19 protein-coding genes are annotated in these 20,522 nt (G+C 42.7%); 7 read left to right on the forward strand and 12 right to left on the reverse strand.

Annotated features, from left to right (window positions below; all coding sequences use genetic code 11):
- The first annotated feature begins 553 nt into the window (after positions 1-553).
- The 3 genes from BCU91_RS04660 (at position 554) to BCU91_RS04670 (ending at position 2,234) form a co-directional block, all read left to right on the forward strand.
- Positions 554-904 (forward strand): DUF4870 domain-containing protein, encoded by a 351-nt coding sequence (locus tag BCU91_RS04660; protein WP_102439402.1) that lies wholly within the window; start codon positions 554-556, stop codon positions 902-904.
- Positions 905-964: 60 nt separating this feature from the next.
- The gene (locus BCU91_RS04665; RefSeq protein WP_102520295.1) at positions 965-1,627 is read left to right on the forward strand and encodes a Bax inhibitor-1 family protein; all 663 of its coding nucleotides are present in this window, start codon (positions 965-967) and stop codon (positions 1,625-1,627) included.
- 73 nt (positions 1,628-1,700) lie between these two features.
- Positions 1,701-2,234, forward strand: a complete 534-nt coding sequence (locus tag BCU91_RS04670; RefSeq protein ID WP_102530982.1) for a GNAT family N-acetyltransferase — start codon at positions 1,701-1,703, stop codon at positions 2,232-2,234.
- Positions 2,235-2,241: 7 nt separating this feature from the next.
- Here the strand turns inward: BCU91_RS04670 and BCU91_RS04675 are convergent, their stop codons facing one another.
- On the reverse strand, positions 2,242-2,781 hold the full coding sequence (locus tag BCU91_RS04675; protein WP_102530983.1) for an NAD(P)H-dependent oxidoreductase: 540 nt from the start codon (positions 2,779-2,781) through the stop codon (positions 2,242-2,244).
- Between the two features lie 246 nt (positions 2,782-3,027).
- Here BCU91_RS04675 and BCU91_RS04680 point away from each other — a divergent pair, with 246 nt between their 5' ends.
- Positions 3,028-3,933 (forward strand): LysR family transcriptional regulator, encoded by a 906-nt coding sequence (locus tag BCU91_RS04680; RefSeq protein WP_102530984.1) that lies wholly within the window; start codon positions 3,028-3,030, stop codon positions 3,931-3,933.
- An 85-nt stretch (positions 3,934-4,018) separates the two neighbouring features.
- Here the strand turns inward: BCU91_RS04680 and BCU91_RS04685 are convergent, their stop codons facing one another.
- Complete coding sequence (locus tag BCU91_RS04685) at positions 4,019-5,890, reverse strand: methyl-accepting chemotaxis protein (RefSeq protein WP_102439407.1); 1,872 nt, start codon at positions 5,888-5,890, stop codon at positions 4,019-4,021.
- Between the two features lie 422 nt (positions 5,891-6,312).
- Positions 6,313-6,837 (reverse strand): lactoylglutathione lyase family protein, encoded by a 525-nt coding sequence (locus BCU91_RS04695; protein WP_076538443.1) that lies wholly within the window; start codon positions 6,835-6,837, stop codon positions 6,313-6,315.
- Between the two features lie 500 nt (positions 6,838-7,337).
- On the opposite strand from BCU91_RS04695, the gene BCU91_RS04700 reads away from it, so the two are divergent.
- The 3 genes from BCU91_RS04700 (at position 7,338) to hmpA (ending at position 9,882) form a co-directional block, all read left to right on the forward strand.
- Positions 7,338-7,877 carry a DUF2937 family protein gene (locus tag BCU91_RS04700; RefSeq protein WP_102530985.1) on the forward strand — a complete coding sequence of 180 codons (540 nt, stop codon included), beginning with the start codon at positions 7,338-7,340 and terminating at the stop codon, positions 7,875-7,877.
- Between the two features lie 104 nt (positions 7,878-7,981).
- Complete coding sequence (locus BCU91_RS04705) at positions 7,982-8,455, forward strand: peroxiredoxin (protein WP_102439409.1); 474 nt, start codon at positions 7,982-7,984, stop codon at positions 8,453-8,455.
- A gap of 236 nt (positions 8,456-8,691) precedes the next feature.
- Positions 8,692-9,882, forward strand: a complete 1,191-nt coding sequence (hmpA, locus tag BCU91_RS04710) for an NO-inducible flavohemoprotein (RefSeq protein ID WP_102530986.1) — start codon at positions 8,692-8,694, stop codon at positions 9,880-9,882.
- Positions 9,883-9,946: 64 nt separating this feature from the next.
- Here hmpA and envZ read toward each other — a convergent pair whose 3' ends face one another.
- The 9 genes from envZ to BCU91_RS04755 all read right to left on the reverse strand — a co-directional run.
- Positions 9,947-11,269: a two-component system sensor histidine kinase EnvZ gene (gene envZ / locus BCU91_RS04715; protein WP_102439411.1), complete on the reverse strand. Its 1,323-nt coding sequence runs from the start codon at positions 11,267-11,269 to the stop codon at positions 9,947-9,949.
- Between the two features lie 23 nt (positions 11,270-11,292).
- Positions 11,293-12,018 carry a two-component system response regulator OmpR gene (ompR, locus tag BCU91_RS04720; protein WP_102475949.1) on the reverse strand — a complete coding sequence of 242 codons (726 nt, stop codon included), beginning with the start codon at positions 12,016-12,018 and terminating at the stop codon, positions 11,293-11,295.
- Positions 12,019-12,213: 195 nt separating this feature from the next.
- On the reverse strand, positions 12,214-12,990 hold the full coding sequence (locus BCU91_RS04725; protein WP_102439413.1) for a hypothetical protein: 777 nt from the start codon (positions 12,988-12,990) through the stop codon (positions 12,214-12,216).
- A gap of 301 nt (positions 12,991-13,291) precedes the next feature.
- Positions 13,292-13,768 carry a transcription elongation factor GreB gene (greB, locus tag BCU91_RS04730; RefSeq protein ID WP_102475948.1) on the reverse strand — a complete coding sequence of 159 codons (477 nt, stop codon included), beginning with the start codon at positions 13,766-13,768 and terminating at the stop codon, positions 13,292-13,294.
- Positions 13,769-14,227: 459 nt separating this feature from the next.
- Entirely contained in the window at positions 14,228-14,818 is a 591-nt protein-coding gene (locus tag BCU91_RS04735; protein ID WP_102475947.1) for a molecular chaperone TorD family protein, read from the reverse strand.
- A gap of 73 nt (positions 14,819-14,891) precedes the next feature.
- Positions 14,892-15,518: a DMSO/selenate family reductase complex B subunit gene (locus BCU91_RS04740; protein WP_102475946.1), complete on the reverse strand. Its 627-nt coding sequence runs from the start codon at positions 15,516-15,518 to the stop codon at positions 14,892-14,894.
- Between the two features lie 22 nt (positions 15,519-15,540).
- Positions 15,541-17,940: a DMSO/selenate family reductase complex A subunit gene (locus BCU91_RS04745; protein ID WP_102530987.1), complete on the reverse strand. Its 2,400-nt coding sequence runs from the start codon at positions 17,938-17,940 to the stop codon at positions 15,541-15,543.
- Between the two features lie 33 nt (positions 17,941-17,973).
- A complete protein-coding gene (locus BCU91_RS04750; RefSeq protein WP_102530988.1) occupies positions 17,974-19,968 on the reverse strand; it encodes an MtrB/PioB family decaheme-associated outer membrane protein in 1,995 nt (664 codons plus the stop codon).
- 14 nt (positions 19,969-19,982) lie between these two features.
- On the reverse strand, positions 19,983-20,522 hold a 540-nt coding region (locus BCU91_RS04755), incomplete at its 5' end, for a DmsE family decaheme c-type cytochrome (RefSeq protein ID WP_133126573.1).

The following is a 20,522-nucleotide window of genomic DNA, read 5'->3' on the forward strand; positions in this document are numbered from 1 at the left end:
GATGATACATTAATTGAATTATGCAGACTTTAACATCACATCTTGTTTATTTTGTGCGGAGGAGCAAAGCAAGCGTTTTAGGCGGTATTCCCTTTTGCATCAATGAAATATATTTATCTTTTTCGCCAGCTTTTTATAGTAAAAAGCCAAACTATGATGCTGTTATCCAATGCCCAGTAGTATTAAATGCCCAGTATCAATTACCCAGTATCGATGACCTAGGCTGAAATTATTAACTCATAAAGCGATAATATGGTTTATATCGTTCTGTTTTAAAAGGTTAATTTGACTTGCTAATATCAATCGTGGTTATATTTTAAACCTTGAGTGCCACTGTGATGCTTTAATCAAGCTGTTATTGGGCATTAAGTATCAATATAGATAGTAAAGGACAACTATTTTAAGCCCTGATATGGATATCAATCATATCCTTTCAGATCTGCTGGATAGTGTTTATTACTTTTTCTATTTGCTACGAACTAAATACTAAATACCGCTAAAGTCTTGCACCCAGTTTTAGTGGGTTCATTGGGTGTCTATAAAGGAATGAATAATGAGCGAAAATACCGACGTAGTGATAAATGAAATTTCACAAGATAGTAAAAATATGGCGCTGTTGTGCTGGATTGGTACCATCTTTTTTGGGTTTATCCCCTCGTTGGTGTTGTATCTAGTCAAAGAAGATGATGCATACCTTAGAGAGCAGTCTAAAGAGGCGCTGAACTGGTCAATTACTGCCACCATTGGTTATTTCATTTCGTTCATTCTTACTTTCATTTTAATTGGGGTGTTATTTACCTTGGTATTGGGCGTTTGTCATTTGGTCTTTTGCATTATGGGCGCGATTGCCACATCAAAAGGTGATAACTTTCGCGTGCCATATACTTTGCGATTAATTAAGTAAATCTGCTGTCAGTTATTGAGCCATTAATGGCTCAATAACGTCTATTAACAACGAAAGGATATTGTTGTGGAAAGTAATGTTTTTGACCGTCGCAATACAGACGACACCCTGATCAGTCCCACTTTTTATAATCTTGTTATTGGCTTAACACTCTGCTGGGGCTTTGGCGTTAATTGGTGGATGGTGACAAATATTTCACCGCAAGCAATTGTAGATATTAATTCGTGGGTGTTTTTTATCGGGTATTTTGCGTCATGCTTTTTGGGTGTTTATCTATTTTCCTCATCTGATAAACCCATTGTTAGTTTTGCTGGCTACAACTTTGTGGTGGTGCCATTTGGCTTCATTATTAATTTAGTGGTGAGCCAATATGATGCCGCATTAGTATCAGAAGCCATTCGGATTACAGGGCTAGTGACTATCGGCATGATGTGTCTAGGAACGTTATTTCCGGCGTTTTTTAGCAAAATCGCTGGTGCGCTAACTATTGCTTTATTGTTAGTAATTGTCGTTGAGCTGATTGAAATATACGTGTTTGGTATTCATCACGGCATATTAGATTGGATTGTGGTGCTGATTTTTTGTGGCTACATAGGCTATGACTGGGGCCGTGCCAATCAAATTCCGAAAACAGTAGATAATGCTATTGATAGTGCTGCAGCCCTGTATATGGATATCATTAACTTGTTCCTTAGAATTTTGCGTATTCTGGGTCGTAAGTAAAATCGAGTAAGGCGACACCAACAGAGCCATAAGGCGCTGTTGGTGTCAGTCAGATCATCCAAGGAGAAGCCTGTTGCAACTCGTAAAGCCAAGTGGCTACTACCAGCAAAGCTATATTGATTATATTACCGAGCTAGGGGATGAAGAGCGCTACCCGTTTCCGCTTGATTTTGACCACAGTGATTTTGGCGCAATGCTCGAAAAAATCAGTGACTTTGCCCGCGGGCAGAATTTACCTGCAGGTTATGTGGCCTGTGAAACTTATTGGTTAGTGGAAGGTGATGAGCTCTTAGGTGTCGCCAATTTACGCTTAACTCTCAATGATAATATTCGTTATTGTGGCGGCCATATTGGACTCGGTATTCGACCGCGTTTTCGAGGTAAAGGCTTAGGGGTTGAATTGCTGGCGCAAACTATCGCATTGGCAAAGGGTAAAGGCATCAATGAGCTGCATATTCATTGTTATAAGCACAATCTTGCCTCGGCAAAAATGATCATCGCCAATGGTGGGGTGCTTGATTCTGAAATTGAATTAGATACTCAAAGCAATGAGAAAAATCAGCAAGATAACGCTGTGGCAATAATACAGCGCTATCGAGTATCTTGAATTAGAGTTAACTCGCGAGCTGGCTGACGGCTTGAGTGAGTTTTTCGGCAAGTTCTGGGTTCGTTAATGTACCTGTTTCTACATCAAAATTTTGATAAAAGCTGGGTACCGACAAAGTGCCTTTTACATCAGCGGCAAAGTAGGGCGCAGATGTGGTTGCGGCGGTTAATACCGTGTTAGCGCCGCCAGGGCCTGGTGAAGTGGCTAATAAGACCGTTGGTTTATTTTGAAACAGTTTTTGATCAATACGTGATGTCCAGTCAAACAGGTTTTTGTAGGCCGCAGTGTAAGAGCCATTATGCTCTGCAAATGAAATCACTAAAGCATCTGCCTGGGTGATTTTATCAAAAAAGGCTTGTGCCAATGCAGGCTTGCCTAACTCTTTTTCTCTATCTTCGCTAAATAATGCTATTTCATAATCGTTAATATCTAACAATTCTACTTCCGCGCCATCGACTAAGTTAGCGGCTAAGTTAGCGGCATAATTTGCCAATGTTTTGTTGATTGAATGACGACTGCTGCTTGCTGCAAATGCTAATATTTTCATGTTATTGCCTTATTTAAATCGCTGATATTGTAAACACCTAAAACCAAAGCGATGGATGACTAAAGTGTGTTTGCTATTAACTTATGAAGCTACTGTACGGCTTTTTTGCGGATTGATTAAGTTAGTTGTTGGATATTTATTGTTTCCAAATGACTCGTAATAGTGGTTTTTTAAGCTATTTTAATCTTTATTGGAATGAATTACGCCGTTATAGTGGCTCAAATGCAGTAACAATGGCCGAGCGTGATGGATCAAGGTACAAAGCTATTTGATGGTGTGGTGATTTTTACCCAAGTGATCGAGCTTGGGAGCTTTTCGTTAGCGGCAGAAAAAACCGGCCATTCCACTTCTTATGTCAGTAAAACTGTCACAAAATTAGAGCAGCGGCTTAATACTCGATTATTGCATCGCAGCACGCGTTCGCTGAGTTTAACCGCCGAGGGCAAGCTGTTTTATCAGCAATGTCAGCAAATGGTCGCCGATGCCCAAGCGGCAATTAATATGATCGATAGCAGCTTAATGACCCCCAACGGCACTCTAAAGATTAGCTGCCCAGTGACCTTTGGCTTGCAATATTTACAACCCATTTTGTCTTTGTATATGCGCATGTATCCCGAGGTAAAGCTAGACATTGATTTTAGCGATCGCCATGTGGACTTAGTACAAGAGGGCTATGATTTAGCGATTCGAGCCACTGGGCAATTAACTGATTCGAGTTTAATCTGTAAACGTATTGGTCAATTTCATGCGCATGTTGTGGCAACACCGCAATACCTTGCCACACACGGAACCCCGCAAGTACCCTGCGAGTTAACTGAGCACCAATGTATTTGCTATAGCAATTTAAAGCAGCCAGATCGCTGGCTGTTTGAACATGCTGATGGTCGCTCAGAAACGGTAACTGTGGCGCAAGTGATTGGTTGTAATAATGCCGATATGGAACTGGCGATGGTGCTCGATCATCACGGTATTTGCCGCTTACCCTCATTTTACTTAACAGCAGCGCTTGAAAAGCAACAGCTCAGCATACTGTTTGAAGATTACATTCAACCTCAAATCGACATATATGCGGTTTATCCCAGCCGTAAGCATTTATCCCCAAAAGTTCGCCGCTTTATCGACTTGCTGGTGGAGCATATGCCTAGTCAGTAACACTTATCAATGCCTCCAATATTGGCGCCGACCAATACCTATAACCAAGCATTATAGGTATTGGTGTTAATCCTCAAATGGCTTGTTACAGGATGAATGTTGCCACCAAATTATTTAACGACTTTGCTTGCAGCTTCAAATCTTGCGCTTGCTGTAAGCTTTCTGCAGCAGCAAGGCTAATTTCATCGGTGACGTCTTTAATCGCTACCGTATTTTGGGTGATTTCATTGGTGACTTGGGTTTGCTCTTCAGCAGCAGTGGCAATCTGACTGGCCATGTCTGAAATTAACGCTACTGCTTGGGTGATCTCACCAATCGCGTTAGTGGCCTCATTAACATCGGTAACACTGTTAGCGGCTAAGGATTGACTGGTTTGCATCAAGCTTACTGCTCTTGAAGTGGTTTTTTGCAAGGTTTCAATAGTTTGATGTATCTCTTGGGTTGAATCTTGGGTGCGTCGAGATAGTACTCTGACCTCATCAGCCACCACTGCAAAGCCTCGGCCTTGTTCGCCTGCACGGGCAGCTTCAATGGCGGCATTTAATGCCAGTAAGTTTGTTTGTTCAGCAATGCCTTGAATCGTCGACAAAATACTTGAAATTGAATGAGCATGACGGCTTAAATCGCCAATCACATCAGTGGCTTGAGTGACTTCATCTGCCAGCAAATTGATTGACTGGCGAGTGTTATCAACCAAACTTTGCCCTTGTAAACTACTTGTGCTTGATTGCTGCGCTGCAGCTGCAGTATTTTCCGCATTTGAAGCAATTTCGTTGGTGGCACTGGCCATTTGGGTTACGGCAGTGGCAACCATAGTGACTTCTTGTTGCTGCACTTGTAGCTCTTTTGCTGCTTCATGTGAATTGCCCAAGCTTTGATCCGCTTTTTGGTCAAGTTCATGAGCTACCTGACGGATTTGAGTAATCAGCTGATGCTGACTATGTACAAATAAGTTGAAATTTTCAGCCAGTGTTCCGACTTCATCTTTACTCTCAATTTCAATACGCTGGGTTAAGTCGCCATTGCCTTGAGCTATGTGGGCTAATGCTTGTGACACTTTTGATAAAGGCGCAAGTAAGCGACTCATCATCAAAGAAATAGACACCATGCTTACCAGTAAAATAATGGCAGCAATACCGAGCTGGGTCAGGAGTAATGATTTAAGTGGCGCTTCCAAGGTTGCTTGGTCAAGTACGAGGATAAGTTCCCAGTCAGTATTAGGGATTGCTTCTAGCCAGATAAGTTTATCTTTGTCTTCAGGAGCGAAGTGAATCGACATGAGTTCATTTGCGCGACGATTTTGCTGCAAAAGGCTGTAATCAAGGTCGTTATCAATGGCGCGGATATGGCCCATGGTTTTACTTGAGTCTTTATAGGCGATAACCGTACCGTCTCGGTGGATCATGATGGCAAAACCGTTCGAAGGTAGTTTCATTTGCTTGACATCATTAACCAAGTCATTAATGGATAGATCCCCAGCTACCACACCATTGATCGTTGGTGTGGCAAGGGTTACAACCAAAGTATTATAAAAAGCATCAAGGTAAGGCGTGGTTATTATTAATTGTTGTTCTGAGTTAGCTTGCTGATACCAAGGGCGTTGACGTGGGTCGTAATCGCTGAAATCAATACTTTGATCTGAATCTATCATTTCGCCTGAAGCTTTACCGAAGTAGGTTGATTCAAAACGACCAGATTGCTTCGCCTGAAGCAAAGCATCAAGTGTGTTGCTGTTGGCTTTGTCGCCCATCGCATTGACGATATCTTTTCTGCTGTCTAACCACTCACTGATCCTTTGGGCTTGCTGAGCACTTAAGCGCTGAACTTGCTCAAGATTAGTCTGCATAAGCATGGTTTTTTGATTGGAGTAACTAAGCCAAGATAGCAGCGTTATCACCATCGATAATGCGATTAGTACAGGTATAAGTATTTTGTGCTTTAATGAATAAGATTTCATAGGGGTCGTTGTTATTAAAGTAAAAGTGGGCAGGCATTAGTATTATTAAACTAAATTAAGGTGTTAATTAGCCAATGGGGCTGCTAAAGGTGTGATATTGCTACAAGGTTACGCAATTGCTTGACTATAAAAACATCGACACAATCTAATGGTTAACATTGCTGTCACTAGGGGTGCTCATTTGTACTGCATAATGTCAACCATGGGTAAAGCCATAGAGCATTGCTTAAAGCACGAGTAAGCTTACTTAAAGTAAAGCTACCAAAATGCTGTTTTCTGTAATCGATTTTCATCGTCACAGTCAGGCTTGTTGTTAAGCTAAGCTTTAGCGGTGAGCTAAAAATCAAAAAAGGAGGCATATAATGCCTCCTTTGTCTTTTACCTAGATTTAGCCTTTACCGAGCTTTGGCTTTTAGCTCGATTTAGCTATAAGCACCGCTAGAATATTGTAGTTCATAGCTGTGGCTATAAATTTCGATGATATTTCCGAATGGATCTTCCATGTAAATCATGCGGTATGGTTTTTCACCCGGGAAGTAATAACGTGGTGCTTTCATACGTTTTTTACCGCCAGCAGCAACAATTTTTTCCGCTAATTCTTCAACGTTTGGATCTTGAACTGAAAAGTGGAAAATACCAGTTTTCCAATATTCAAAATTATCTTCAGGGTTTTGCTGATTTTTAAATTCAAACAGTTCAAGGCCAATGCGATCGCCCGTAGACATGTGAGCGATTCTGAAGCGTTCCCAGCCTGCGCCAAATACGTCGGTACACATAACCCCGATTGCACTGTCATCTTCTTTTACTTCGGTAGGTTCCATGATCACGTACCAGCCGAGGACTTCACTATAAAACTTAACCGCTTCCTCTAGATTAGGTACTGACACCCCGATATGAGAAAAAGTACGTGGGTAGGGATTATTGGTATTGAATTTATCATTACCCATAGCGCCAGCAAGCTTGGTTGGCTCAGTGCCTGTGGCTGCCATAACTGATGCGGCAGTAGTGGCGGCAACAGCGGCTGCAACGCCCACGCCCATTGTTTTTAGCATGTTTCTGCGGCCTAGGTTTAAGTCGTTACTTTTAGCATTGCTGCTGTCATCGTGGTTGCTCATAGTGCATTTCTCATTAACGGTGCTAAATTTGATGCGCGCATTGTATAGAGATGAGGTTTTAATAAAAAATTATCAATAATTATTGTAATGATAAAATTATGTAATGTTAGTTTGATTTGAGTGACGTATTAAAGAGAGGGGCTTATCAAACTGCTGGAACCTATGTTTGCAAGGTTAATCTTGTGCTGTTACCCGCTTTTAATGATAAAGCGCTTTCTATTTGTGGCTAATCTGGTAGATATAGCTTTCAGCTTACCGTTTGCTACATAGAAGCGCGAACGACTTACTGTGGTGATTTAGCCGTCATACTCATTTAAAGGTCATGCTCCATTATGAAATCTGTATTCGATTATTTACGCTTAATATTATTTGTTTCTGGGGTATTACTTGGGGTGCAAGTGCCTGCATTTGTCGATCAGTATGGTCAGCGATTGCAAGCTCATACCCAAGAAGCAAAATTGAGTTTAGCCGAGTTTGAGCAAGATGCAGATCGATTTTTTGCTGGTGATATTCAACAGCTCATAGCCCATTATCAGCATAACCCTGACCAAGTGTTTAGTGCTGGTGGCGACAGTATTCAAGCCATTTATCAACGTTATCAGTTGCTAAATGGGGCACTTATGCAGTTCAATCAAACGGCTTTTAGTGGTTTTGAACAAGTGGCATTTACGCCAATGGAAGATATACGCCAAGAGGTATGGCACAACTTTAGCCATACCATCATGCTCGATACACGGGCGATAACCATAGGTTTAGTGCTCGGTTTTTTATTATCACTGATATGTGAACTTTGTTTGCTGGGTTGTGGCAAAGGCTGTCGACATGCATATCGAGCACTAAAACCGATATCGGTTAAAGTGAGCTCACAATAAGCTCAAGGCGAACAACAGCTAAAGCCCATACAGTTACTCAGTGTTTGTAACGCCGCTTTAGCGCTATGCTGTTGAGCACATTATTCAATAAATAAGGATTTACCATGATTGAACAAGGACACACGTTACCGGCAGGCACCTTAGGCGAATTAACCGCAACAGGCATGGTAAGTCATGATGTTAGTACGTTATTTTCTGGTAAAAAGGTGGTGTTATTTGCTGTACCGGGTGCTTTTACACCCACTTGCTCAGAAGCGCATTTACCGGGTTTTGTGGTGCTTGCTGATCAACTTAAAGCTAAAGGGGTTGATGCCATTGCTTGTGTATCTGTCAATGATGCCTTTGTAATGAAAGCCTGGGGGGATGCGCAAAATGCCAGTGAACTCATGATGCTAGCAGATGGCGATGCAAGTTTTACCAAAGCATTAGGTTTAGATATGGATACCGCAGGCTTTGGCGGTATTCGCTCCCAGCGTTATGCGATGATTGTCGATAATGGTGTGGTAACCAGCTTAAATGTGGAAGCGCCAAAGTCTTTTGAAGTCAGTACTGCAGAAGCGATATTGAGCGCTCTGTAAAACTGCATGTAAGAATGCTTCTATCAGCTTGGCTGATTTGTATGCCTGAGTTGTAGCTATGAGTCGTCAATTAATGAAGCCAGCGCTGATGTCGCTGGTTTTTTTATTTGGCTTATACTGAATTGCTATTTTTCTAATCACTCAAGGATAAAAGAGTCGAAAAACATTGATCTAAATCAAATGCATGTTTAATATCTATCAAAACATGCATTATGAATACATATTAGAGGTTGTTTATGTTAGATCAACATACGATTGACGTTGTTAAAAGCACCATTCCCTTATTAGAGTCAGCTGGTCCTGCGCTGACGACGCATTTTTATCAACGTATGTTTGAACATAATCCCGAGTTAAAAGATGTATTTAACTTGACCCATCAGCATTCTGGCGGACAACCGCTTGCCTTATTCAGTGCGGTGGCCGCATACGCAAAAAATATCGATAATCTTGCCGTGCTAGGCTCAGCTGTTGAGCGCATTGCTCATAAGCATACGGGTTTTTTAATTAAACCTGAGCAATATGCCATTGTTGGTGGCCACTTATTAGCAACCCTAGAAGAGTTAGGTGGCGATGCCGTTACTGAAGAAGTCTTAACAGCTTGGGGTAAGGCTTATGGTTTCCTTGCTGAAATCTTCATCAACCGTGAAGCTCAGCTTTACCTGCAAACAGCACAGGCTCAAGGTGGCTGGGAAGGGACTCGCCGTTTTGTCATAAAGTCGAAAACCCCAGAATCAACGCTGATCACTTCGTTTTTGTTAGTGCCTGAAGATGGTAAAGAAGTGATCGACTTTATTGCTGGTCAATACTTGAGTGTATCGCTTGAGCATGATGAACTTGAATTTAAAGAAATTCGTCAGTACTCGTTATCAGATGCGCCTAATCGCAATACTTATCGCATCAGTGTGAAGCGAGAAGCGGGCGGTAAAGTATCTAATCTGCTCCATGATCATTATCAGCAAGGTGATGTCATTGAGGTGGTTGCGCCAGCGGGCGATTTTTCGCTGATAGCAGAAGAAAGCCCTGTGATACTGATTTCAGCAGGTGTGGGTCAAACGCCGATGATGAGCATGTTAAACCAGCTTATTGCTCAAAAATACGCAAATAACATCACTTGGATACATGCTTGTGATAATGGCGCAGTACATGGCTTTAAAGAGGTAATTAAGGCAAAGACAATCGCTAATGAGCAGCTGCAAAGCTATGTTTGGTATCGTGAGCCAGCAGCACAGGATTTACCAGCAGAAGATTTTGATTTTGAAGGTACTGTAGAACTCGAAAAAATCGCTGAGCATATGTTACCCAATGGGCAATATTACTTCTGTGGTCCTATTGGTTTTATGAAAGCCGTTAAGCAGCAATTATTAGCGCTTAATGTGCCAGAATCACAACTGCATTATGAAGTATTTGGCCCTCATGCTGATTTATAATGGCTGAGGCTTAACTAAAAAAGCGACTCTATGAGTCGCTTTTTTTTATGCTTATTTTTGGGTATTAATGACGGCTAATAGGCAGCCACACTTGGGCATGCAGCCCGCCTTCTGGGCGGTTTTTAAGGAGGATTTTACCGTGATGCCTATCGATAATACGTTTAACTATCGCTAAACCTAACCCCGAGCCCACAGAGCCCCTAGCGCTATCGCCTTGGGTAAATGGCTGGAATAGTTCATCAATTTTAGTTTCATTAATACCAGGGCCATTATCTTCAACAATAAAGCTGACGTATTTGGCTTTATGGATTGAGCTAATTTTTATCCAGCCGCCACCGTAGCGAAAGCCGTTTTCAACAAGATTACTTAATACCCGTTTAATGGCCACACTTTGAAAGGACACCATAGGGCCTTCTTGCAATTGCAGCTCGATATCACCTTGTCGATGCATTTCTTGTTGGGCGATTTCGCGAATAAGGCGGTTGATATCATTGGGTTCCCGGGCGCTTTCTTGGTCATGGCGCACATAGGCAATAAACTGATTAATGATGTCGTCCATGTCTTCAATATCGGTGATGATGCCATCTTTTAGATATTGATCTTCTTCCACCATCATTTCAGATGCTAGGCGAATACGAGTCAGTGGTGTGCGTAAATCGTGGGAAATCCCCGCCATCAATAGCGCGCGATCTTGCTCCAACTGCTTCATGCTGTGAGACATTTGATTAAAGGCGTGAGTCACTTCAACGATTTCAGAAGAGCCGCTTAAGGGCAATGGCGCAGGAAATTCCCCTTTTGATACTGTAAAGGCCGCTCGCTGTAGGCGTTTAAGTGGTTTATTAAGACGCCGAGCAAATAACCAGCCTCCAGCGACACTTAAGGCGCCAATAACCAATAAATATAAGGTCAGTGGCGATAAATCATTTTCGTTTAGGCCAGTCAGCGGTACTTTAATCCACACCGAGGTGGCTTGAGGTGGACGGATCCACACTTCTAACTGAGTCCCTTGGGAAAAGCGCACTTCTGCTTCTCCGCCTAAATACTCAGACATTTGTGCAGATAAAAATCCATAGTAGGTCGCACTGTCTACCCCAGCTTCAATGGCGCCTTGTTGGTTATAGACTTTCATCTCATCGTCACGCACTTTGGCGTTTAGGGCATCGACAATGGTGAGGTGTTCACGGCTGATCTCTACGCCATCAATAAATAATAAGTTGATTTGCCGTGCGATCAGTTGATTGATTTGTTCGTAACTGGGTTTAATGAAATAAACCGTCACAGATAAATAAGACACCAACTGATTAATCAGTAGCAAGCTACCAATTAATAGTACGGTTTGACTGAATGAATTACGTGGCAGGAAACGCTGCCACCACTTCAGTTTTATGGCTTGAGCTTGGCTAATAAGGCTTAACCTCGAGCGGTGCCGTCAGGCACGAACACATAACCTAAACCCCAAACCGTTTGGATATAGCGGGGATTAGCAGCATCGACTTCAATTAAGCGGCGCAGACGGGATACTTGTACGTCAATTGAGCGCTCAAGTGCAGAGTAGTCACGGCCACGGGCAAGGTTCATTAGTTTGTCCCGCGATAGTGGCTCCCTAGGGTGTGAAACCAACACTTTTAATACCGCAAACTCGCCACTGGTTAAGGCAATGCTTTTATCTTCATGAAACATCTCACGAGTGGCGAGGTTAAGGGAAAACTCACCAAAGCTAATGACTTCTTCTTGTTGCGCTGGCGCACCTGGTACTTCAGCCGTTTGACGGCGCATAACGGCTTTAATACGTGCGAGCAATTCCCGCGGATTAAACGGCTTAGGTAAGTAATCATCAGCGCCAAGCTCTAGACCAATAATACGGTCAACTTCGTCGCCTTTGGCGGTCAGCATAATAATAGGAATGGGATTTTCTTGTTGGCGTAAGCGGCGACAAATCGATAATCCATCTTCACCGGGAAGCATTAAATCTAACACTAACAGGTGGAAGTTTTCTCGCTCTAATAAGCGGTCCATTTGCTCGGCATTTGCTGCACTGCGAACTTGGTAACCTTGCTCCAGCAGATAACGTTCCAATAATGATCTGAGTCGCATGTCATCATCGACAACGAGAATTTTAGATGTTTCTTGGCCCATGACATATCCTTTGGCTAAATTTCGGCACTAAATACAGTTATTAAGCTAAATATAGCGACTTTATAAGAGTGCAAACAAGCGCTGGATGAATTGTTTGCTAATTGTGAGGGGTAATATGATCAATAACAAGGATTAAGTCTATGAAAAAAAGTGATTTTAATGGCATTAAATTGATTAAGGGAAATTGTAACTAAATCAGTTTTTACGCAATAAGGTTGAACAGGAGTCAATCACGCCATCATCATTACTGTCCAATAAAAAAATAAGCTGGTTATCGTGCAGCTTAATATTAAACGCGGCAGCGGCGATATCATTTAAGCGGTTAAAGCCGATTTGTTGGTTATCATCGTATTCAGCTTGAAAGTAGACTTCGCCTGAGTCCATTTGGTGTTGATATTGACCCCACTCCATGCCGGTATTTTCATCATCATGATCCAAGTTGATTTGTAATTGCACATACAAGCCATTATTGAGCATCAATACCGCAAATAAATCATCGAACTCCTGATTGTACCAATAACCTTCAATACTTTGAGCCTGCAGCTGATGATATTCAATAATGACATCAATTGAGCTGTCGCTTTGGGAGTCCATATTGAGCTGTAAGCGCTCGGCACTGGCACTGGCATTGATATAGACATGGCTTTTACTACGGTCAGTGAGCAATGTTATCAAGCCTTCTGCAGGATTATTACTGAAGGTGGGGTTAAAACTAATGATCAGCGGTAAGTCAGCAAAGTTGCTGCTTTCAGATAAGGTATAACTGCCCCATTCGGCAAAGCTATTTTCAGGCTGGAGTAGGTCAAGCCCCAGTTGCAGGTAGGAGCCGTCTTCATTGATTTGTAATAGCTCAATGTAATCTGTTTGCTGATTGAGCCAGTTACCGACAATATTTTGCGGTACATAGCTCAGCGCCATTAGCTTAAAGCTAACAACAAGCAGTCCAACAGCCCAAAAGATTTTACTGTACATAAAAAATCCTTTTATTCATCTTATTCAAAGCTCGCTTCCATGCAGGTATTAGGGGGAGAATGGACTTTTGCTTGAAAGCTCAGCGATTTGGCTATAGACAGTACTATTATCAGCGCTTGAACCAAGATTAAAAACTAAGCGCTAAAGCACTATATATCGTTAAGGCCAGCTAAATAAATACAACTTTAAGTCTAGTTAAATATATCTATAGGGCAAATTTTAGTCGCTAAAACAGCCTTAAACTGCATGCTTTGCAGTGCAAAATTCTACTTTTGTTTGAGGCTTTGAGGTTTTCTATTAGCTAAACGGTGTAGGATATTTTATTGATATACCAATCTTGGGGGCCATTGGGGGTGGGAACAACGGCATCATCATCGATTTCTTTTTTCAATAATGCCCGCGCCATGGGTGAATCAATGGAGATATAGCCTTTGGCATCGCCATAAATTTCATCGGGACCAACTATACGAAATGCCAGTGTGTCGCCAGCATCATTTTCAATTTCGACCCAAGCGCCAAAGAACACTTTACCTTCTTGCTCAGGAGCATACTCAACCACTTTTAAGTTTTCGATACGCTTACGTAAAAACCGCACTCGGCCATCAATTTGTCGTAATAAACGTTTATTCTCTTTGTAGTCAGCGTTTTCGGAGCGGTCACCAAGGCTCGCCGCCCAAGCCACTTTTTTGGTGATTTCAGGGCGATATTCACGCCATAAATAGTTCAGCTCAGTTTTGAGTTTGGTCATCCCTTCAGGGGTGATGAGATTGGTTTTCACGTTGCTAGCCTTGAATAAATGAATCAACGAATGGTAAATATACTGGGTATTAAGAGGATCGCCAATGGCGTAATGATGAGTTTATGAAAATAGCTTAGCAGGTGAACATTTTTACGACAGCAAACGCATTTTTACGAAGTTATACGTTACATAGCCATTTTTAGTTGTGATATGAAAGAGGGGGGGGGGCTTACTGGCTGTGCATCCAGATCCAAATTGGACAGTATGCATTAGCTGATAATGGCTACAAGTCATTTCTTTTAGGTTATGTCTGGGCCACATTTGCGCAGAATGGCATGCTGTGAGCTTTGCTTTTAAAATATTAAGAGCAATCAAATTTGGTTAATTGCTCTCATGGTAGTCCTATCTGTTGGCTGTTTTTTAAGCCAATGTTTTATGACTCTGATTTATGACTCTGATTTATGACTCTGATTTATGACGCTGGTTTATGACGCTGGTTTATGAATTTTCTGTTTGGAGTTTTATTTGTAAATCGTTCAGAGTGATACCGATTAACAGACCGACTCCGCGGTAGAACTCAGTTTGTGAATGTGTATCGACACATCGAATAAATTGAGGTAACCATGGCTTTAAGTGATCGCAGATGAGCATAGATGCCAAATCGGATCTATTTTCACTGAGCAAATTTGCAAGTACCGCAAGTATTAACCCAATATGATCACTTGGCCCTTTTTGAGGTGGTGTGACGTCGATTTTATTTCGTTTGCAAAACTGTTCAAATTCAACACAACTTTGCCCACAAACTAGGTTATCTTTATCTGTGTAAACAGAGCCCCATGGGTAAGCCGATTTAACGCCAGGACCAACAAAGAGTTGGTTAAAATCATTTCGCAATTCAGTGAAACTGTGTTTGTTCAACGAACGTTTCATTTCATCGCAAATATCTTCTGTAGGCGTGATCAGCTGAGGCCAGTTTAAGATGATTTCATCGTTAATGCGTTGATACATATTTTCAGTAGGCGTATTTAATAGCATACAAGATAGTACATTACAGATAGCAGCTGAATTTTCAAAGTCGACTTGGTTCATTTCTATCTCTGTAGTTATTTTCACTTAAAGTAAGCATGGGTGATACCCACCCATGCTTTATTACTTACAAGGCTTACACTTCGTTTATGTTTTGAATCGAACCGTCAGAGCGGTCATTATAACGATTAACGGTGATCAGTAAGTTAGGGTCAGTAATGCTACTACTTGGTAGTGGATTTGCTTCACCTCTTACAGCCTCTGGATATTTTTGCTCTAGGATGTCAATAGTGTCGAAGTCCAACGCACGTTGTGGGCATGACTCAACACAAGACGGTTTTTTACCAAGTGCAATTCTGTCTTTACAGCCGTCACATTTAGTCATTACTTTACGTCGAGTATCCAGCTGTGGTGCATCATATGGACAAGCACGTGCACAGCTAGAGCAACCAATACAAAGATCTGTTGCAATGTCGACTAAACCATCTTCACGGCGCTTATGCATCGCACCTGTTGGGCAGCTTTTTACGCAAACAGGAGTATTACAATGGTTACAGCTAATAGAAACGTAGTAAGCAAATACGTCATTAATGTATACGCCATCAGCGACTTCTTGGAAGCTACCGCCGCCATACTTATAAGTGCGGCGTAAAAGTGGCCCTATATCGATATCATTCTTATCTTTACAGCTAATTTGACATGTCTTACAACCACTACATTTTTGTGTATCTATATGAAAACCATATTGGGTAGAATTATTCATAATATCTTCTCGTTACCGTCAGTTATGCTAGGCGGATTTCAACTAAGTTAGTGTGTTGTGGGTTACATTTACCAATAGGTGTTGGGTGATATTTGGTTAATGAGTTAACGTTGCCACCAATGTCGACTTTGCCAGTCAAGTTATCGCTATTTAACCAAGCACCTTGAGCCAGCGAGGTGACACCTGGCATGATCAATGGAGTGACTTTAGCGGCAATAATGACACTGCCTCGACTATTTTTAATTTCAACTTTAGCGCCATCAGTGATACCGCGTTCAGCTGCATCTTTAGGGTTGATCCACACGGCATCTTCATAGGACTCTTGAAGCCATTTAATATTATGGAAACTAGAATGAGTGCGACTTTTGGTATGATGACCAATTAGCTGTAGCGGGTATTGCTCACGTGTTTCAGTGTCTTCGTAGCTTTCCCAAGTTTTATGATACATAGGGATAGCTGGAATAGAGTCACCTTCAGGTAGATCCCAACTCGTTGACATTTCAGCTAATGTTTCTGAGTAAATTTCAACTTTACCGCTTGGCGTGTTTAATTTATTTGCATCTGGATCCGAGAAGAATGCACTAAATGCGATGTTTTTAAATTCAGGGTTGGCTATTTTATATAAACCGCCTTCTACAAGATCTTTATAATCTGGTAGTTTGGTATTGTTAGCTTGATCGCGCTGATAAAGCTCAGTTAACCATTGGTTGTAATCTTTACCCTCAAATACAGCGCCTTCTTTACCCAAGCGTTTCGCTATTTCATAGGTCACTTCAAAGCAGCCTTTAGCATCTACAGGGCTGTCTACAGAAGTAGTCATAGGAATAACCGTCTCTTGGTTAGTCCCACCAAATGCACTGACATCGGTATGTTCTAAATCAGTGAAATCAGGTAACAGGATATCGGCGTATTTTGCACTTGGTGTCATAAAGACATCGTGTACTAAAATAAATAGCTCATCCGTTTCTCTGCTAGCTAAAAGCTCATGTGTTGCAAATGAATCTGAATGCTGATTTATCAGTGCGTTGCCTGCATAGTTCCAAATGAATTTGATATTACTATCAAGTTTATCAACGCCTTTTAAGCCATCTTTCTCAGGCGTGAACTCAGTACCACGCTCAATAGCATCACTCCAAGTGAAGAACGAAATGCTGCCAGGGTAAGGATTATTACCTTTAGGAGAAAGGCTAATTGAACTTCTTCCGTGACCAGGCCAGGTACCAGAGTTTGTACCTTGAATGCCCACCTTACCTAGTAGTAGAGGTAGCATTACAATTGAACGTACGCTTTGCTCACCAATAGCATGGCGTTGTGGACCTAAGCCTTGGCAGATAAATGGGGTTGATGCATTCATCAAATCTCGTGCTAGATCTTCTATATCACTAGCTGCAATACCGGTAATTTTTTCAGCCCAAAGTGGGGTTTTCGCAATACCATCTTCACCTAAACCTAGGATGTGTGACTTATAATCGCTCCCAGCTTTTGCAGTTGCAGGTAAGGTATCGCTATCAAAACCGATGCTGTATTTGTCTAAGAAGGCTTTATCAGCTTTGCCCTGGTTAATAATCTCATAGGCAACAGCTTCACATAGCGCTGCATCAGTACCTGGACGAATCGCCAGCCATTTGTCTTCTTTTCCCAAAGATGAGTCAGAGTAGCGAGGGTCGATCATGATGACCTTTTTACCCTTTGTACAAGTACTCCAATCATAAGTACCGCCACCGCCACTCATACGAGTTTCAGCAGGGTTAAAACCAAATGCGACCACTAAATCACTGTGGAACATTTCAGTGTAAGTACTTGAAGCATTCCCACCATAAGTATGCGACATAGCAGCTAATTGTTGTGATGAACTATAAGTACCGTAGTGGCTTAAGTAGCCGCCCATCTCACATAATAATTTAGCGCCCCATTGACCTGCCCAGCGCCAGTCACCGCCAGAATAATTAGCGTATAGGCGGCCGGTTCCGTAATGAGGATATACCGCTGAAGGGCCCGCTTCGTTGTACACTTTTTGAAGGTTTTCAGCGATGGTGCTGAAAGCTTCATCCCATGAACAAGGAACGAAACTGCTCGTATGACCACGTGGGCCAACACGTTTCATCGGACCGTTAAGTCGGTCTGGAGAGTAAACTTTTTTACGGCTTGAGCGACCTTTTAAACAGGCTCTCACTTGGTGCGTACCAAACTCATCACCACCGACATCATCGGTTTCAACACGAGTAATTTTACCGTCAACGGTAATAACTTTTAATGGACAGTTATGGCCACAGTTACAAGTGCAGCAAGACCAATCTATTTTCTCATCAACAGGTGGCGGAGTTGGGGTGACATTGGCATCATCTGAACTGGTTTTACAACCGGTTACCGTTGCTGCGCAGCTTAATGCGGCACTGGCTTTTAAAAAACTTCTACGTTCCATTGGTATATCCTCTCGTAGCATTAACGATGCGGCTTAGCGCAATTGGTAGGTAAACGACAACATCACTTGGTGTGCGTTGTAGTTATGGTTGATATCGCCCAGAGTAATCATCCCCGGAATATCATTGACCCCTACGTTGGCTGCATCGGTATCGAAATAGCGTTCATAGCGGTAAGTTAATTTCAGTGCCATTTGCTCGCTCAAGGCGTAATCGGCGTACATGCTGGCACTGTGGTTGTATGAGTAGTAATCCCCATACGGATTAGTGGTATCGGCGGTGACATCAGTGTTACTGACAGAGTTACTAAATAAGTAATCCACCCCTAAGGTGAGCTTGTTTTGCATTAAACCGCTATAGCTTGCGCCTGCGCCTAAGTTGATAAATTCATCTTCAATGTCAGCCATCCAATCTGCTGCGCCAAAGCTTTGGCTGCCTGCTTGGCTTGAGTTAATCCATTGCTGCCCAGCAAACACATAACCATCAACATGCTGATTAAAGGCGATGTTAAGGTTAGCGTCATAACCGTAATCTTCAGATTCAGTCAGGCCGATTTGGGTATCGTCATACTCGTCTTGGGCATAACGGGTGCTGATATCCAGACTCATCCAGTTGATAGGGGTGTAGTTCACCTTTAATTCAACGGCGTTGCGGGTGCGGTCAGCTAAGTAGTACTTGCGCAGTAGGGCGTTATTTTCAGATGAGGTCAGCTCATTGGCTTCATAGTCAGAGCCACTGCGATTAGCGTGCTCGGCCTTAAGGTTAAAATTAACCTTGTCTAAGGCGCGGACATTGAATTTTAGCCATAGGTTGTCGTCATTTGTTTGCTCGCGGTCACTGAAGGTACGCTCCACTTCTTTGCGGTTGTATCCGGCTTGTAAGCGGTAGCCACTGGCGATGCGGTAACTGGCATTGACTTTATAGGTGTTACGTTCAATATCTTGCGGGGTATTTTGTCTAAAGGCCCCGGTTAAGCTATTGAAGTTGTATTGGGCAAATTCAGCGGTTGAGCTTTTATTATCACGCTTACTGTAATCAACGCTGCCGCCTAAACGTAAACGGTTAGTGAGCATCGAGGTCAGCGCAAAACGACCATCAAGGGTGTCAATTTGACCATCCCAGTTTTGTAGCGGGTTACCCGTTACTTGAATGAGGTTGTCATCTTGTATCATACGGCCTGTCACAATGCGGCCGTTCATCACGGTGCGATTGAGCTGGTACTGACCTGATAATGCCACCTGGTGGGCTTGGTTATCTGGCGCTGCTGAGTACACATCATTGGCATAAGGCAAGCTTAAGTGGTCGATATTATTTTGATAATAACTGCCAAAGTAGCTCAACTCAGTGAGCCAGTTTTCACCAGATAAGTTCACCCCAGCATCTAACTGCTTAGTGCGAGAATCGGTTGGTAAGCCGAAGTTAATCGGGCTTGGTGATACCAGGCTGGCTGATTTATGGCCGGTTTTATCTTCTTGGCTGTATTTCACAAAGGCGCCATAGAAGTCTTGACCGTACTCCATGCCTAGGGCCACTTTTTCGCGGCGCTGAGCTAAGTCGAAGCTGTTGATGGCATCAGATGGGGTTAACATGCCATCGTTGTGCCATAGACTGCTTTCTACATCACCGGCTTTATAGGTTTTAATCGCATCATAATCGAGGCTAAATTCATACAAGCCAGCTTTACCGCCAGACACGTGAGCAAAGCCATTATCCATGCCTAGCTGATGGGCTTGAATTCGGGCTTGGTACCCTGACTCGCTTTGGTAGCGCACATCACCACTGACGGCAGCAATGCCGCCATCTTTGGCAGTGCCTAAGGCATTACCAGCGTGAATATCGCCGATGTCGTTATACCCGGCAGCAACACTGACTTCACCGCTATAACCGACTAGGTTAGTGCAGCGTTTACATTCATATTTATGGGTATTAACCGCGGTGGTATTGGCGTTGCCAACCCCGAAGTTAGCTGCCATGCCAGAGGTCGATACCGCCAGCAGTGACAGGGTAATAAGATTCAATTTAAATGACATAATCTTGCTCTCCATTAGCGTTGCAGCAGACTGCCAGCTGGGTGATTAGAACCATGAATTTGGTTGTGACAGTTAAGGCAACTTTTTCCACCACCAAAGGCATCCATTCCCGGCTCAGGTACGACGCGAGAGGCATGACCATCAGGTGCATGACATTGCTGACATAACTGCGGTGCGCGGCTATCAAGCATATTGTCGTTGACGCTGCCGTGGGGGTTATGACATGACACACAGCTTTCGGTGACTGGCGCGTGTTCCCATAGGAAGGGACCACGTTTTTCAGCGTGACAGCTATAACAGGTGTCATTAACGGTTGGCTTAACTAAGGCGTTTTCACTCATTGAACCGTGAGGTGCATGACAATCAATACAGGTCATTTGGTCCCATTTCATTGGGTGTGATGAGCGCTTGTTCATGTCGGCTTTTTCTTGGGTGTGACATGAAGTACAAGTGTCATTAACCGACAGTTTATCTAATGCAGGATCTGTGGCTGCGTGAATGGTGTGACAATCGCTACAGGCAATTTCTTCAAGATTATGGGTGCTGGTATGCCA

Origin of the sequence: Shewanella sp. 10N.286.52.B9 (genome assembly GCF_002873635.1) — a bacterium.
Lineage (GTDB): Bacteria > Pseudomonadota > Gammaproteobacteria > Enterobacterales > Shewanellaceae > Shewanella.